14 protein-coding genes are annotated in these 16076 nt (G+C 33.4%); 7 read left to right on the top strand and 7 right to left on the bottom strand.

Going from position 1 to position 16076, the window contains the following annotated elements:
• Positions 1–29: 29 nt before the first annotated feature.
• The 7 genes from IX290_RS00710 to IX290_RS00740 form a co-directional block, all read right to left on the bottom strand.
• Positions 30–1013 (bottom strand): electron transfer flavoprotein subunit alpha/FixB family protein, encoded by a 984-nt coding sequence (locus IX290_RS00710; protein ID WP_211491307.1) that lies wholly within the window; start codon positions 1011–1013, stop codon positions 30–32.
• Between the two features lie 17 nt (positions 1014–1030).
• Positions 1031–1807, bottom strand: a complete 777-nt coding sequence (locus IX290_RS00715; protein WP_211491308.1) for an electron transfer flavoprotein subunit beta/FixA family protein — start codon at positions 1805–1807, stop codon at positions 1031–1033.
• An 18-nt stretch (positions 1808–1825) separates the two neighbouring features.
• A complete protein-coding gene (locus IX290_RS00720; RefSeq protein ID WP_211491309.1) occupies positions 1826–2962 on the bottom strand; it encodes an acyl-CoA dehydrogenase family protein in 1137 nt (378 codons plus the stop codon).
• Positions 2963–3013: 51 nt separating this feature from the next.
• Positions 3014–4441, bottom strand: a complete 1428-nt coding sequence (locus IX290_RS00725; protein ID WP_211491310.1) for an FAD-binding oxidoreductase — start codon at positions 4439–4441, stop codon at positions 3014–3016.
• Between the two features lie 68 nt (positions 4442–4509).
• Positions 4510–6042 (bottom strand): L-lactate permease, encoded by a 1533-nt coding sequence (locus IX290_RS00730; RefSeq protein ID WP_211491311.1) that lies wholly within the window; start codon positions 6040–6042, stop codon positions 4510–4512.
• Positions 6043–6398: 356 nt separating this feature from the next.
• A complete protein-coding gene (locus tag IX290_RS00735) occupies positions 6399–7565 on the bottom strand; it encodes an ArsA family ATPase (RefSeq protein WP_211491312.1) in 1167 nt (388 codons plus the stop codon).
• Positions 7565–8755, bottom strand: coding sequence for an ArsA family ATPase (locus tag IX290_RS00740; protein ID WP_211491313.1), 1191 nt, complete (start codon positions 8753–8755; stop codon positions 7565–7567). Before IX290_RS00740 ends, IX290_RS00735 begins: the two co-directional genes overlap by 1 nt.
• Before the next feature lie 306 nt (positions 8756–9061).
• On the opposite strand from IX290_RS00740, the gene IX290_RS00745 reads away from it, so the two are divergent.
• Genes IX290_RS00745 through IX290_RS00775 form a run of 7 tightly spaced genes read left to right on the top strand, consistent with a single transcriptional unit; the run spans position 9062 to position 16011 of the window.
• Positions 9062–9613, top strand: coding sequence for a lactate utilization protein C (locus IX290_RS00745; protein ID WP_211491314.1), 552 nt, complete (start codon positions 9062–9064; stop codon positions 9611–9613).
• A gap of 39 nt (positions 9614–9652) precedes the next feature.
• The gene (gene ldhH / locus IX290_RS00750) at positions 9653–11809 is read left to right on the top strand and encodes an L-lactate dehydrogenase (quinone) large subunit LdhH (protein WP_211491315.1); all 2157 of its coding nucleotides are present in this window, start codon (positions 9653–9655) and stop codon (positions 11807–11809) included.
• A 3-nt stretch (positions 11810–11812) separates the two neighbouring features.
• The gene (locus IX290_RS00755) at positions 11813–12784 is read left to right on the top strand and encodes a polyprenyl synthetase family protein (protein WP_211491316.1); all 972 of its coding nucleotides are present in this window, start codon (positions 11813–11815) and stop codon (positions 12782–12784) included.
• A gap of 2 nt (positions 12785–12786) precedes the next feature.
• The gene (locus IX290_RS00760; RefSeq protein ID WP_211491317.1) at positions 12787–13710 is read left to right on the top strand and encodes a UbiA family prenyltransferase; all 924 of its coding nucleotides are present in this window, start codon (positions 12787–12789) and stop codon (positions 13708–13710) included.
• Between the two features lies 1 nt (position 13711).
• Positions 13712–14410: a ubiquinone/menaquinone biosynthesis methyltransferase gene (locus IX290_RS00765; protein ID WP_211491318.1), complete on the top strand. Its 699-nt coding sequence runs from the start codon at positions 13712–13714 to the stop codon at positions 14408–14410.
• A 21-nt stretch (positions 14411–14431) separates the two neighbouring features.
• Complete coding sequence (locus IX290_RS00770) at positions 14432–15724, top strand: FAD-dependent oxidoreductase (protein WP_211491319.1); 1293 nt, start codon at positions 14432–14434, stop codon at positions 15722–15724.
• Positions 15725–15726: 2 nt separating this feature from the next.
• The gene (locus tag IX290_RS00775) at positions 15727–16011 is read left to right on the top strand and encodes a ferredoxin family protein (protein ID WP_211491320.1); all 285 of its coding nucleotides are present in this window, start codon (positions 15727–15729) and stop codon (positions 16009–16011) included.
• The last annotated feature ends 65 nt before the right edge of the window (positions 16012–16076 follow it).

Consider the following 16076-nt stretch of genomic DNA (forward strand, 5'->3'; position numbering starts at 1 on the left):
CTCTTAATGGATTTAATATGCCTTTTTTATTATGCCTTTACCTTTTTTATCTCTTCTATCAAAAGAGGAATTACTTTCATTGCATCTCCAACGATTCCTACGTCTGCAATGTCAAATATAGCTGCATCCTCATCTTTGTTGATAGCCACAATATATCCTGATCCTATCATTCCTGATACATGTTGTGTAGCTCCAGAAATTCCACACGCAATATATAATTTTGGTGCTACAATTTTTCCTGACTGTCCAACTTGGTGAGAACGAGGTACCCATTCATCTTCTATTGCTGGTCTTGTAGCTCCTACAACACCACCACATACATCAGCTAGCTCCTGAACTAATTGGAAGTTTTCTTTAGAACCCATTCCACGTCCACCAGAAACGATTACATCTGCTTCTTCTAGATTAACAGTTTCTGCAACTTCCTTAATAATATCAATTATTTTACTGAAAACAGCTTCTTCTGGAACTGTGATTTTTTCTTCTATAACTTCTCCATTTCTTCCTGCAACAATATTTTTGCTGAAAGAACCTGGACGAACTGTCATAATAACTGGAGTTGTATTTATTATAATATCATTTAATACAGTTCCTCCATATACTGGGCAAGTTATTACTAATTTATCTCCGTCTCTTCTAACATTTAAAACATCTACCGCACTTGATGTTTCAAATTCTTTAGCAATTGCTGGAGTTAAATCTTTAGCGATTAAAGTAGCCCCTGCCATAAATAAACTTGGTTTGTATTTTTTTACAAGTTCTTTTAGGATTCCAGCATATTTTTCAAATAAGTAAGAATCTTCCTCTACTATGATAACTTTGTCTGCACCTGCTTCAATAATAGTCTTTATCCCGTTATCGTCTTTTTTTCCTATTACAACTGCAAGAACCTCTTCATTTGTCTCATCAGCTAATGTTCTGGCCTCAGCAAGAGATTCTAAAGCAACACTTACAGGCGCTCCATCTTTTGTTTCCACATAAACCATTATATTTTTTGTATCTGTAAGCTTCATTTTCTATAACCTCCTAATTATAATACCTTGGCCTCAACCATCATGTTCATAGCTTGAGCAACTGCTTCTTCAACAGTTTCAGCTTTAATTTTTACACCTGCTGAACGTTTTACAGGTTCGTATACTTTTATAACTTCAACTTCACTTGCAGCTTCTGAAACAGTATCTAGTTGGTCAATAGGTTTCTTTCTAGCTTGCATTTTAGTTTTAATAGTTGGGTATCTTGGTTCATAATTAGGTTTTTGAACTGTTACTACACATGGAAGTGTTGTTTCTATTACAGTGTAACCTTCATCTTTTTCTTGTTTAATGTCTATTAGATTGTCTTTTATTTCAACATCTACAACATTTGTAACTACAGGAAGTTTTAATTCATCAGCAAGCATAAGTCCAACTTGGCTTGTTGCATAATCTGTAGCTTCTTTTCCACAGAATACCATGTCGAATTTAACTCCTAGTTTCCCTTCTATTTCTTCTTTTGCTTTTACTAATGTTTTTGCAACTCCTACTGCATCAAGAGCTTCTGCATTGTCATCTTTAACGAAAAATGCCTTGTCTCCTCCAACTGCTAAACAGTTTTTAAGAGAATTTTTTACACTTTCATCACCTATTGAGACAACTACAATTTCTCCTCCAACTTTTTCTTTTAGACGAGTAGCCATTTCTAAAGCATATGTATCAAAAGCATTAACTACTTGAGTTACCTCTTCTAATGCTGGTTTTCCAGTTTCTGAATTAAGAGATATCTCTACAGAATCATCTGGAACTTGTTTTATACAAACTAATATTTCCATCTTTTGCACACTCCTTAACTATCTTCCAATTGTATTATTTGCAATTACTATTCTTTGTACCTCATTTGTTCCTTCAAAGATTTGGAAAATTTTAGCGTCTCTTAGAAGTTTTTCAACTGGGTATTCACGGCTGTATCCATATCCTCCAAAGAATTGAATTGCTTCTGATGCAACTTGCATTGCAATATCAGATGCATAGCATTTAGCTATTGCTGATTCTTTACTGTGTGGTAATCCCATATCCATTTTTGTTAAAGCATGAGCTACCATTTGTCTAGCTGTTTCTGTTTTTATTTCCATATCTGCAATTTTGAATTGCATTGCTTGGTTTTTAATGATTGGTTTTCCAAATTGAATTCTTTCTTTACCATAAGCGATTGCTTCATTGATACCTCTTTGAGCTATACCAGTAGCAACACATCCCATCCATGTACGAGCTTGGTCAAGAGTTTTCATAGCTATTGAGAATCCTTTTCCTTCTGCTCCTATAAGGTTTTTAGCTGGGATACGAACATCTTCAAGAACTACGTCACAAGTATTTGATGTACGGATACCCATTTTATTTTCTTCATTTCCTGTGCTTAATCCTGGAGTTCCAGCTTCAATGAAGAACATTGAAATTCCTTTTACCCCTTTAGATTTGTCTGTCATTGCTGTTACACAGTAGAAAGAAGCGATTGCTCCATTTGTTATAAAGCATTTTCTTCCGTTTAATACATATTCGTCTCCATCTTTAACTGCTACAGTTTTTCCTGCTCCAGCATCTGATCCAGCTCCTGGTTCAGTTAAACAGAAAGCTCCAAATCCTCCTTCAAGAATAAGGTCACATGCACGTTTCTTTTGTTCTTCTGTACCTGCGATTAATACTGGTTTCATTCCAAGTCCACTTGCTGAAATTGTTGTTGCAAATCCTGCATCTGCAATAGCCATTTCTTCTATTAAAGCTGCTACGTCAACTCTGCTTAGTCCAGGTCCTCCAAATTCTTCTGGTACTTCTAGAGCTTGATATCCTTGTTCAATAGCCTTATCATATATTTCTTTTGGCCATTCTCCTGTTACGTCGTATTCTTTACATTGTTCTTTTACTTCTTTCTCACAGAAAGTTCTTACGTCTTGTAATAAGTCTTTTGCTTCTTCTGATATTAAATATGCCATTTTGATACCCCCTAATAATTTTTTATCTTTAACTAATTTAATTAGTTATTTCTATAGTTTATAACAAACTTTTCCTGGATTTAGTATCATTTTAGGGTCGAATACCTCTTTAATACCTCTCATGATACGCATGTTTGCTTCTCCAGCAAAATCTGCTAAATATTCCATTTTTCCATGTCCTATTCCATGTTCTCCTGAAATAAGTCCTCCACATTCAGCTGCTTTTTTATAGATAACTTTCATAAAGTCAGCAACCTGTTTTTTAAATTCAGTTTCATCCATATCATTTGCACAAGCATAGATATGTAAGTTACCGTCTCCAGCATGTCCGAAACTTTTTATTTTGAAATCATAGTTACTTTCTAAAGATTTTACAAATGTTAAATATGTTGCAATTTGATTTACTGGAACAACTACGTCACATTCATCAAGTAATTTTGTTTCAGCTTCTATTGCTTCTAAGAAGCTTCCTCTAGCTGCCCAGGCATCTTTTTTCTTAGCAGGTGTATCAGCTACAAGTACGTCAATTGCTCCTTGTTCAAATACAACTTCTGATGCTTCTTCAGTTATTGCTTCTAATTCTTCCATATCATTTCCATCAAATGTTACAAGTAGGTATGCTCCTATTTCTGTTCCTTCTAACTCTTGAGGGAATACGCTTTTACCTAAGTATCTTTCTGATGCAAGTACTATCTCTTTCTCCATAAATTCAAGAGCTTGAGGTTGTAAATGTGCCATAAAGAATTTTGGTACAGTTGCTATACAATCTTCTAAGTTTTCATATGGAATGATTAAGCTTATTGTTTCTTTTGGTGCTGGTATAACTTTTAAAGTTAACTCAGTTATAATTCCTAATGTTCCTTCTGAACCTACCATTAAGTTGATTAAACTATAACCAGTAGATGTTTTAGAAACAGTTGCTCCCATTTTTACAATTTCTCCTGTTGGAAGAACTACAGTCATTGCACGTACATAATCTCTTGTACATCCATATTTTACTGCTCTCATTCCACCAGCGTTTGTTGATACATTTCCACCAACAGTTGCAAATTTTTCTCCTGGATCTGGTGGATATAATAATCCTTGTCTTTGAGCATCTTCAGCAAGGTCATTTAATAGTACTCCTGCTTGAACTTTTACAACAAAATTCTCTTTGTCATAACCTAATATTTTGTTCATTTTGCTCATATCTATCATTACACCGCCGTATATTGCAACAGCAGCACCTGTCAATCCTGTTCCTGCTCCTCTAGGGATAACTGGAATATTGTTTTCATAGCATATCTTAACTATTTTTGCTATATCTTCAGTTGTTGTAGCCTCTACAACTACATCTGGAGTTCCTTTACCATAGATTGGCATTTCATCATGAAAATAGTCTTCATTGATGTCTCCATTTACATGGACTTTTCCTGGAACGATTTGTTTAAATTGTTCCACAAGTTCAGGTGTTATTTTATTGTACTTTAACTCCTGCATCTTCATTTCCTCCTTAAAGTTACTTTGCCTTATTTCTATCTAATAAAAAATGTTAGATACACTTTTGTTTACGCAGCTCCAAGATATGTTACTACCCCGAAAACTACAATGAAAATTATGAAATATTTGATTACTCCTACAAGTATTTTACTTTCCTTACCAACAATTCCTGCTGCTGCAGTTGCTACTGCAATACTTTGTGGAGATATTATTTTTCCTGCTACACTTCCTGTAGTATTTGCTGCAACCATCCAAGCTGAATTCATTCCAAGTACTTCTGCTGTACTTAATTGAAGTTTAGAGAATAGAACACTGCTTGAAGTAGAACTTCCTGTTACAAATGTTCCAATTGAACCAATAAGTGGTGCAACTAGTGGATAATAGCTTCCTGTTATACCAACTATAAAATCTGCTATTGTTTGAGTCATTCCACTGTATCCCATTACTTTTGCTGTTGCTAATACTGCCATTATTGTTATTACTGTTTTAAACATCTGTTTTACTGTTTTTACAAATACTGATATAATCTCTCCGATTGGACATTTTTGAATTAGTCCTCCTACTACTGCTGCTTCAATTATCAAGACTCCAGGAGTAGCAAGCCATACAAATGTATAAGGTTTTGCTCCTACACCTGTGTAGATTTGAATACTTGATTTAATACTTGATAATGGATCATGTATAACTGGTATTATTGATGATGTCACTATTAAGAAAACCAGTACTAATATAAATGGACTCCATGCAACAAGACATTGATGTGTTGTTATATCATCTGTCTTTTCAATTTCAAGTTCAAAATCCTTATTAGATGTTTTAAATATTTTTGTTGCAAGAACTATAAGTCCCATACAAACAACAGAACCCATAATTGCTGGAAGCTCAGCTCCCATAAATTTAGCTATTGTATATTCAGGAATTAAGAAACCAAGTCCTGCAATAAGAGTCATAAGCCAAACTCCTTTAAACATGCTAAGTCCTTTGTATCCCTCATATTTTCCAACCATGTAAACTACTAAGAATGGAACAAGCATTATCATTATTGCCTGTTGTGAAACTATGTCAGCTGCCAAGATACTTGAATCAAGTCCTGCAACATTAGCTGCTGTTACAGTAGGTATCCCTATTGAACCAAATGCAACTGGTGTAGTATTAGCTACCAGACAAACCATAGCTGCAAATACTGGATCAAATCCCAATCCAACTAAAATTCCTGCTGGAATAGCAACTGCAGTTCCAAACCCTGCCATTCCTTCCATAAATCCACCAAATCCCCAAGCAATGATAAGTACCAAAATCCTCTTATCTGTTGATACTGATGCCAACATCTTTTTTATTACTTCCATATTTTTAGTGTATACCACTAAGTTGTAAGTAAAGACTGCTGCTATAATTACAAGGCAAATAGGCCAAATAGCCATTACAAATCCTTCTAACGCACCTGTTGCCACATCCATAACATTTTGCTGCCATATAACCAATGCTTCCACTATGGTAATAACCATAGCTATTGTGCAGGCTTTATACCCAGACATTTTTAATCCGCTAAGTGCAATCATTAAAAACACTATAGGTAAAATAGCCAATAAAAATATAACCATTGATGTCACCCCTTATAAAAATTACAGTTTCTTGTTACTCTAATTTTCTAGACAAAGACAGTCTTCAGTGGTACTACCAGTTATTTTGAATAAAAAAAATAAAGTCTTTTTTTATTTTTATAATTCCCCCACTTTTCATTGGTACTACCACTTTGTTGGCTTTATTATACAACTAGTTTTTGTAAATGTCTACCTCTTTTTTGAAAAAAACAACTTTTTCCAAAAGAAATGACTTATTTCCAAACTTTATATATACCTATTTTTTATAAAATTGAAACTAATTCTTGTAAAAAAATATGCTGTTTTTTCCAAAAAACAGCACATTTCTACAACACAATTTATTTACAAAAAAGTCATTAATAATCCATTTTTATTTTTAGTTTACCATTATCATAAACATACTCTGTAATATCTCTTTTCTTCAATTTTTCTGGAAGATGAAATCTTCTTTCTTCATTGAGCCATCTTATTACAATGTCTTCTCTATCTTTTAAAACAGTGATTTCATCACTATTTTCTACAAATGGAAGATCCATTATCAAAGTTCTTGTTCCGTAATTATCCTCAATAACAGCTCCCTCACTTTTACAAAATATATCTAAAGGATTGCTGTTTTTATAAAGGAGTGAAGCTATACTCTCTAAACTATTTTTCCCTAAAACCTCATCCTGCTGAAGTTCTAGTTTAAATATTTTTTCTTTTGCAAAACTTTTCTCTGCAAGTTCTATACTCTCCTTTTGATACTGGTTCCATCCACTAAAATATCCATCTAATGCTTTTTCAGGATAGATTTTATTTATATATACTGCATCTGGGTTAAACCCATATAATTTGAGCCATGTATAATTTCTTCTAGCCTCTTCGAGAACTATATGCTCAGGAGTAGTAACAATTCTGATACTTGTACTATCTGGATCTTTTAAAATCTCATATAGGTTTGTAAGCCTATCCACTAAAGCTCCAAATTCATCAAAAACAATCTCTTTCGGTTTAGGAACAGAGGTTTTTTTAGATATAAAATTTCCAAAAATAGAATTTATGTTTTTTACCATTGGAATTACTGCATCTGCTATCATTTTTATCTTCTCTGCATATGTTAACATAGAAAGTGACTGTCCAGTTGGAGCACAGTCAACAACTAATACATCAAACTGACTGTTTTCACAAATTTCTAAAATCTTAAGTAGTGCAAAGACCTCATCAAGTCCTGGAAACATAAGAGTTTCATCAGCTTCAATTCCATAGTTAGCCTTATTTTTTATAATCTGTTTCAAATAGTCATGCAGATTTGCCCATACTTTTTTTCCCTCTTCAACTGTATCTATCTCCATAGCATAAAAGTTGTTAGAAATTTCCTGAGGTTTTGAGGATACCTTGCACCCTAGAGAATCCCCTAAACTATGGGCCTGGTCACTGCTTATAAGTAAAACTTTTTTCCCACTTTTTGCAATGTGAGTTGCTGTTGCTGCTGCAAGAGTAGTTTTTCCTACTCCACCTTTTCCAGTATAAAATAAAATTCTCACTACTCTTCCCCTCCCATATTTTTAGCTGTTTCAAAATAAACTGATAGCCATTGATTTTCAAGCTCCAATTTATTTATTGAGCTCCCTCTTAAAACATTTGGTAAAGGGATACATCTGTTGAAATTATTTACTTTGATGACTAAATCCATCTCGTGGATATTGACCTTTATATCCTCAAGTTTTGCCTGAGGCAAATACAAAGTAAAAATATAACCTTTTTCCCAGGTAGAGTATTTTTCCTCTGGAAAAGCTTTTTTAGGTGGTAACTCTTTTGCAATTGAAAAAACTCTCTCAGAAAGTTTTTCTGCAGCATCTATTCCCAATATCTCATTTGGATACCATGGTATCTTAGCTATTGGTATATTTACAAAGACCTCTTCCAGCTCTTTTATATATTTTGACTGAATCTCTCTCCAGTTTTTTATAAATGGATTTGTTATTTTACCACTTAAAACTCTATTAATAAAAACTGTATCTACATTGTACTGATACAGGTTCATATACATAAAATTTCTTTTTGTCTCTTCAACAACCATTTTTTCCGGTATGCAAACCAGTTTAATAGAGCATATATCCTTATCTCTTAGTAAGTATTGCAGCTCAATAAGTTTCTTATGTATTTTTTCTATGGTATCCATGCTTTTATAGCTTGGTAAAGTGACTCCATATTTCATCTTAGATATAGGTTTTAATACACGCACTATGGTCTTTCCTACTGGAAAGAATTTTTCCATATACCATGCCAGCAGTTCTGGAATCTTTAAAAATGCAAGTGTTTCCCCAGTAGGTGCACAGTCAACTAAAATATAATCATACTCTCCACTGTCATAGAATTCTTTTATCTTTAACATACAGAAAAGATTCCCAAAACCAGGAATTGCAAAATTGTTATTGAGATTAGTAAGCTCCATACTACATCCACCTGCTAAATTCTCAATATTCTCTTTTATTTTTGGAAAATATTCATTTCTTAAAATATTTGGATCCAATTCTATCAGATCCAGATTCTCTTTTATATTTGTGATCTTATGTCCCACCTTTGTTTGAAATATATCTCCTAAATTATGAGCCATATCTGTACTTACAAGAAGTGTCTTTTTTTCCTCTTTTGAAAAACCAATTCCATGAGCAGTAGCTATACTTGATTTTCCAACTCCACCTTTTCCTGTAAAAATAATTATTTTTGTCATTTTCTTCGTTATAGATATTTTTTATCCATAACCCTCCTCTCTTATTTTAGTAATTAATTTTCAATTTTTTTATTTTTTTCATACTCTTCGGTTTACAAAATTAGTATTTATTTTAAAATACTCATAATATAAAATATATATAATGTGATTAAAATATCGAATTTTTATATTGATATAATACATAAAATAATAAAATAAATCAATTTTTTTATAATCATTCATTGACAACTGTCCCCCATTGTTATATTATAAACTTAAATAAAAAATATTGGTAGTACCACTATGAAAAAAGAAAGGAGTTTAAAAATGAGTATTGAGAAAGAAAAACTATATGGGGATTTTAAGAAAAACTTAGAAGCTGTAAATGGAAGCTGTATCATTACTTCTAAAGCAAATTTAGGAAAAGCTATCGCAGCAGTGTTTACAGAAGAACAAATTGATTCTACTTGTATGTTGGAATCTCCTATGTTGAAAGATGCAAAAGTTGTTTCTGCCCTTGAAGATGCAGGAATTACTGTACATTTGGATCACATTCGTCTTCATGCTGAAACTGATAAAGGAGGAATAACTGAAGCAGACCATGGTATTGCAGAACTTGGTACCATTGTTCAAGAAAGTGATGATGTTGATGGTAGAATGATTGCCACAATGTCTGAAACTTATATTGGAATTATAAAAGGTTCTAAAATAGTACCTACTTATGATGATATGTTTGATATATTAAGTGCAATGCCTGAAATACCTAATTTCGTAGGATTTGTAACAGGACCTAGCCGTACTGCTGACATTGAGTGTGTTGGAACTGTTGGAGTACATGGACCTATAAAAGTTTATATCATCATTGTTGAAGATGAATAGAAGAGAATATAATTAAAATCAATTTGAAAGGAGAACAACATGTCAAAGGAAGATTTAAAAAAAGAGATACGTTGCGCATTGGATAACGCAACACTTGGAAAAACTCTTGGAAATTTTTGTAAATCATATCCAGATAGAAGAAAAAAATCATACGAAGGTATGGATTTTGAAAATACCCGTAAAAAAATTGCAGAAGTTAAATCTTATGCAGCTGACCACATTGATGAAATGATTGAATCTTTCACTAAAAATTGTGAAGGAAGAGGAGGTCATGTTTTCCATGCTAAAAGTACCGATGAAGCAATGGAATGGATTAGAAACCTTGTAAAAGAAAAAGGTGTTAAATCTATTGTAAAATCTAAATCAATGGCATCTGAAGAGATCCATATGAACCAGATACTTGGTGGAGATGGAGTAAATGTACAGGAAACTGACCTTGGAGAATTTATTATTGCTCTTGAAGGAAATACTCCAGTACATATGGTTATGCCTGCTCTTCACTTAAATAAAGAACAAGTTGCAGAACTATTTACTGATTATACTAAAACTAAAAATGAACCAATTATCTCTGAAGAGGTAAAAACTGCCCGTAGAGTTATGAGAGATAAATTCACTCATGCAGATATGGCTGTATCAGGTGCCAACGTTGCAGTTGCTGATACAGGTACTGTATTTACAATGACAAATGAAGGAAATGGACGTATGGTAGGAACTCTTCCTCCAATCCATCTATATGTTTTTGGTATTGAGAAATTTGTTAAATCTTTCTCTGATGCAAGACATATTTTTAAAGTACTTCCTCGTAATGGTACAGCTCAAAGAATCACTTCTTACCTTTCTATGTACACAGGAGCTACTGAAGTTACAATAAATAAAGATACTGACGAAAAAGCTAAAAAAGAATTCTACTGTGTTATCCTGGATGATCCTGGACGTCGTGAAATTTTAGCAGAACCAGATTTCCGTCAAATCTTTGATTGTATCAGATGTGGTGCTTGTCTTGACGTTTGCCCAGCATTTGCACTAGTTGGAGGACACGTTTACGGTTCTAAAGTATATACTGGAGGAATCGGAACTATGCTTACTCACTTCCTAGTTTCTGAAGAACGTGCATCAGAAATTCAAAATATCTGTCTTCAATGTGGAAGATGTAACGAAGTTTGTGGAGGAAAATTAAAAATCTCTGACATGATTATGAAACTTAGAGAAAAACAGATGAAAGAAAATCCAGATGCAGTTAAGAAATTTGCATTAGATGCTGTAACAGACAGAAAACTTTTCCACTCAATGTTACGTATAGCATCAGTTGCTCAAGGAATATTTACTAAAGGACAACCTATGATAAGACATCTTCCTATGTTCCTATCTGGACTTACTAAAGGAAGAAGTTTCCCAGCTATTGCTCAAGTACCTTTAAGAGATATTTTCCACACTATACCTCAAGATGTAAAAAATCCTAAAGGAACAATAGCTCTATTTGCAGGATGTCTACTTGATTTCGTTTATGTTGACCTTGCAAAAGCTGTAATAGCTAACTTAAACTCTATTGGATATAAAGTTGAAATGCCTCTAGGACAAGCTTGTTGCGGATGTCCAGCTACAAGTATGGGAGACACTGAAAATGCTATTAAAGAAGCTGAAATAAATATTGAAGGAATGGAAGCTGAAAAATACGACTATGTTGTAACTGCATGTCCTTCATGTACTCACCAACTACGTCTATATCCTACATTCTTTGAAGAGGGAACAGAAATGCACAAAAGAGCAAAAGAACTTGCTGACAAAACTTTTGACTTCTCTAAACTTTTCTATGACCTTGGTGGTGTAGCAGATGTAGGAGATGGAAAACCTGTAAAAGTTACTTATCACGACTCATGTCACCTAAAGAGAACTTTAGGAGTAAGTAAGGAACAAAGAGAACTTTTAAAACATACAAAAGGTGTTGAATTCGTTGAAATGAACGATTGCGACAACTGTTGTGGATTTGGTGGAGCATACAGTGTTCTTTATCCTGAAATTTCAGCAGAAATTTTAGAAAATAAAATTAAGAATATTAAAGACTCTGGTGCGGAAGTTGTAGCTTTAGACTGTCCAGGATGTCTAATGCAAATCAAAGGTGGATTAGATGCAAGAGACAGTAAAATCAAAGTTAAACATACAGCACAAATTATTGCAGAGAAAAGGGGATTAATTTAGTTTATGGAATCAATATGTAACAAATGGATAAAACAAGTCAAACACTATATGCAGGTTATTGGTGCTCACTCAATGCAAGGAACTGAGGTAGGAAATATCTTAGATGAATCTCTCAATCTTTCAGGAAAAATGATTAGAGCTAAGCTATTACTACTTTGTGCTTTATTAGGACCAAACTGGGAAGAAAAAAGAGAAACTCTATGCAAACTGGCAGCTATGGTTGAACTTACACATCTTGCATCTCTAATTCATGATGATATTGTAGATGATTCACCATACAGAAGAGGACAGGAATCTATACAAAAAAAATATGGAAGAAATGCCGCTGTTTATGCTGGAGATTTTATTATGGCCAGAATTTATTACTATGAAGCAGTGGAGCATTTAAATGACTCAGCAGCTCTTTTATCCAAAGCAGTTGAAGCAATGTGTGCAGGGGAGATTGGACAGGGAATATGCCGTTATATGGAAGATATCACTCCTGAAAGATACTTCAAAAATATCGAGGGAAAAACTGCAGCACTATTTGAAACTGCCTGTTACATAGGTGCAAAAGAAGCTGGTTGTACAGATGAGCTTATTGAAAGATTGGCTCTTTTCGGAAAAAATATAGGTTTTATGTTTCAAATAAAAGATGATATCTTGGATTTTACCTCAACCTTTCACTCAACAGGTAAAGAGATACATCAAGACTTTCAAAATGGAATATATACTTTTCCAGTGATTATGACAATGAAAAATCCACAAGGAAAAGATATATTATTGCCAATTATGAAGGCTAATAAAACTAGAGACCTATCTCAAGAAGAGATTTCAAAAGCTGTAAATTGTGTAATGGACTTTGGTGGAATCAAAGAAAGTTATAAAAAAATACAGGAACTTTCTGAAATCAATAAAAATTTAATAAAAGATTTGGATAACAACAGTGAGATAACTGCTCTATTTTCTCTACTTATGAAAGCATTGGAGGAATAAAAATGAGCTCTTATACAAAACTTACGCCAAAATTGGCTCTTCAACTGGCAGCCCCACATACCTGGGTTGCATCAGCTATCCCTGCGATTTTTGGAATAATTTTCTGCAAATTGTATGGATACAATCTTACCTCTATACAGAGCCTATTTTTACTGATAGCCTGTATCCTGATGCAATCATCAGTTAATACTTTCAACGATTATGTTGATTTTATAAAGGGAACTGACAGTGTAGAAGACAATGTAGAAGTAAGTGATGCAGTTCTTATTTATAATCCAGTAAATCCAAAACATGTACTTATTCTTGGAATAATATATCTTATACTTGGTTGTGGCTTAGGAAGTATAGCATGTATTGGAAAAGGAGCTCTTCCTTTAATGATTGGGATAATTGGTGCCATAATAGTAATCTTGTATTCTGGTGGACCAGTTGCTATATCATACCTTCCAATAGGAGAGTTTGTATCTGGATTTGTAATGGGAATACTTATTCCTTTGGGAATAGGTGCAGCAGCTGATGGAAAATTTCATAGTGAATTTTTTCTCTATGCTCTGCCTCTTTTTTTAGGAATAGGGCTCATAATGATGACAAATAATGGATGTGATATTGAAAAAGATAGAGAAGCAGGTCGCTTTACCTTAGCTGTAGCTCTTGGAAGAGAATCTATTAAAAAATTATATTACATATCAATTATTACGTGGTTATCTCTTATAGTTGTCCTGTCATTTATACAATTTAAAATTTTCGGTGCAATTATAATTGTTTTTCTTCTTTTGGGATTTAAACCATTTTTATTCCTTTTAAACTCCAGGTTACTCCCACAAGATAGAATTAAACAGATGAAAATGATTGTTTTAGCCAATATAGTTGGAAATGGAAGCTATATACTGGTAATACTTATAAATTTATGCTTAGGTGATTTTTAATATGAATAAAAAGTTAAAATCAAAATATGTATATGAAGTTTTTCAAAATATTTCCACTAAATATGACAGTGCTAACAATCGCATCAGTTTGGGGTTACAGAAACAATGGAAAAATTTTCTTGTAAAACAGATTTCAGATACAATTCCTGCAGAAGGTTCACTTATGGATATCTGCTGTGGTACTGGTGATATTACTATCTGGTGCGCCCAAAAAAGAAAAGATATCAAAGTTACTGGTATGGATTTTTCTCCTGCAATGCTTAAAGTAGCTAAGGAGAAAAGTGGTCAAATGGATAATATCTGCTGGATAGAAGGAGATGCACTCTCACTACCATTTCCAGACAATAGTTTTTCAGCAGCATGTATCTCATTTGGTCTTAGAAATACTTCAGATTATGAAAAAGTAATTGCAGAAATGAAAAGAGTTATAAAAGAAAATGGCACTATCTACTGCCTTGATTCTTTTGTACCAGATAATAAACTTATTCAACCTTTTTATAAAATTTATTTTAAATACTTTATGCCACTCCTGGGGGGTGGAAAGACAAATTACAAAGAATATCTTTGGTTATATAAATCAACACATGATTTCCTTCGAAAAGATGAACTGATTTCTCTTTATGAAAAAGTCGGTTTGAAAGATATCAAATTCAAAAGCAAAATGTTTGGAGCATGTGTACTAGTTCAAGGAAAAAAGTAGAAAATTATAGGAGGAAAAGAAATGAGCGACGAAAAATTTGATGCCATAATCGTAGGTGGCGGTTTAGCAGGTTGTTCAGCAGCTATTGTTCTTGCTAATGCAGGACTTGCAGTTCTCTTAGTTGAAAGAGGAGATTTCTGTGGAGCAAAAAATATGACTGGTGGACGACTATATGGTCATAGTCTTGAAAAAATTATTCCTGATTTTGCAAAAGAAGCTCCAATTGAAAGAAGAATTACTAAAGAAAAAGTTTCTCTAATGAGTAAAGATGGTTCTCTTGATATTGGATTTGGTTCAAAAAAATTAAGTTCTACAAAAGAAAATGCTTCTTATACAGTTTTAAGAGCCCAATTTGACCAATGGTTAGCTCAAAAAGCTGAAGAAGCTGGAGCTGAAATAATTCCAGGAATCCTTGTTGACGAACTTATCGTTGAAGATGGAAAAGTAGTTGGAATATATGCAACTGGAGAAGAACTTTACGCTGATGTAGTAGTTCTTGCAGATGGTGTAAACTCTCTACTTGCTCAAAGTTTAGGAATGAAAAAAGAATTAGAACCTCATCAAGTTGCAGTTGGTGCAAAAGAGGTTATCAGATTAGGTGAAGATGTAATAAATCAACGTTTTGGAATAAGAAATGATGAAGGTGTATCTTGGCTTTCTTGTGGAGATCCTACAATAGGAGGATTTGGTGGAGGACTTCTATATACTAATAAAGACAGTGTATCTATTGGTATAGTTGCTACTCTAAGTGATATTGACCACAGTGGTCTTTCTATCAATCAACTTCTTGATAGATTTAAAGAACATCCATCAATAGCTCCATATATTGAAGGTGGAACTCCAATTGAATACTCTGGACACTTAGTTCCTGAAGAAGGAATCCACATGGTTCCTGAATTATATAGAGATGGAGTACTTGTAACTGGAGACGCTGCAGGTTTCTGTATCAACCTTGGATTTACAGTAAGAGGAATGGATTTTGCCATTGAATCTGGACGTTTAGCTGCAGAAACAATTATTAAAGCTCATGAAATTGGAGACTTTAGTGCAGAAACTCTATCTGCTTATGAAAAAGCTCTTCGTCATAGCTTCGTATTTGAAGATATGGAACAATATAAAGGATTCCCTACTCTATTAGGACAAAGAGAGATATTTGAAGATTTACCAGAAATGGCTAATGATATTGCAGCAAAAGCATTTACAGTAGATGGAAACCCACAAAACTTACTAATGTATATAATTCAATCTATTGCACAACATACAACTGCTGCCAAACTTTCTAATTTTGTGACTAAAGTATTGGAGGCGTTTTAACTATGAAAAAAATGACAATAGAAGATAAACTAGGATTAAATATATTTCACGTTGACGAAGAAAATTCTCATATTGAAATAGATAAAGATTACGCAGATGAAAAAGAGATTAAAAAACTTCTTATGGCATGTCCTGCTGAGTGTTACAAATACACTGATGGAAAATTAAGTTTCAGCCATTTAGGATGCTTAGAATGTGGAACTTGCAGAGTTTTATCTCTTGGAAAAGTTGTTAAAAAATGGAAATATCCTATTGGAGAAGTTGGAGTAACTTACAGACAAGGATAATTATTATCGCCCATATTTCACTCTATGAATATATATAAAAAAAAGAGTATCGTTTTTCTTCTTTA

Source organism: Fusobacterium sp. DD2 (genome assembly GCF_018205345.1).
GTDB lineage: Bacteria > Fusobacteriota > Fusobacteriia > Fusobacteriales > Fusobacteriaceae > Fusobacterium_A.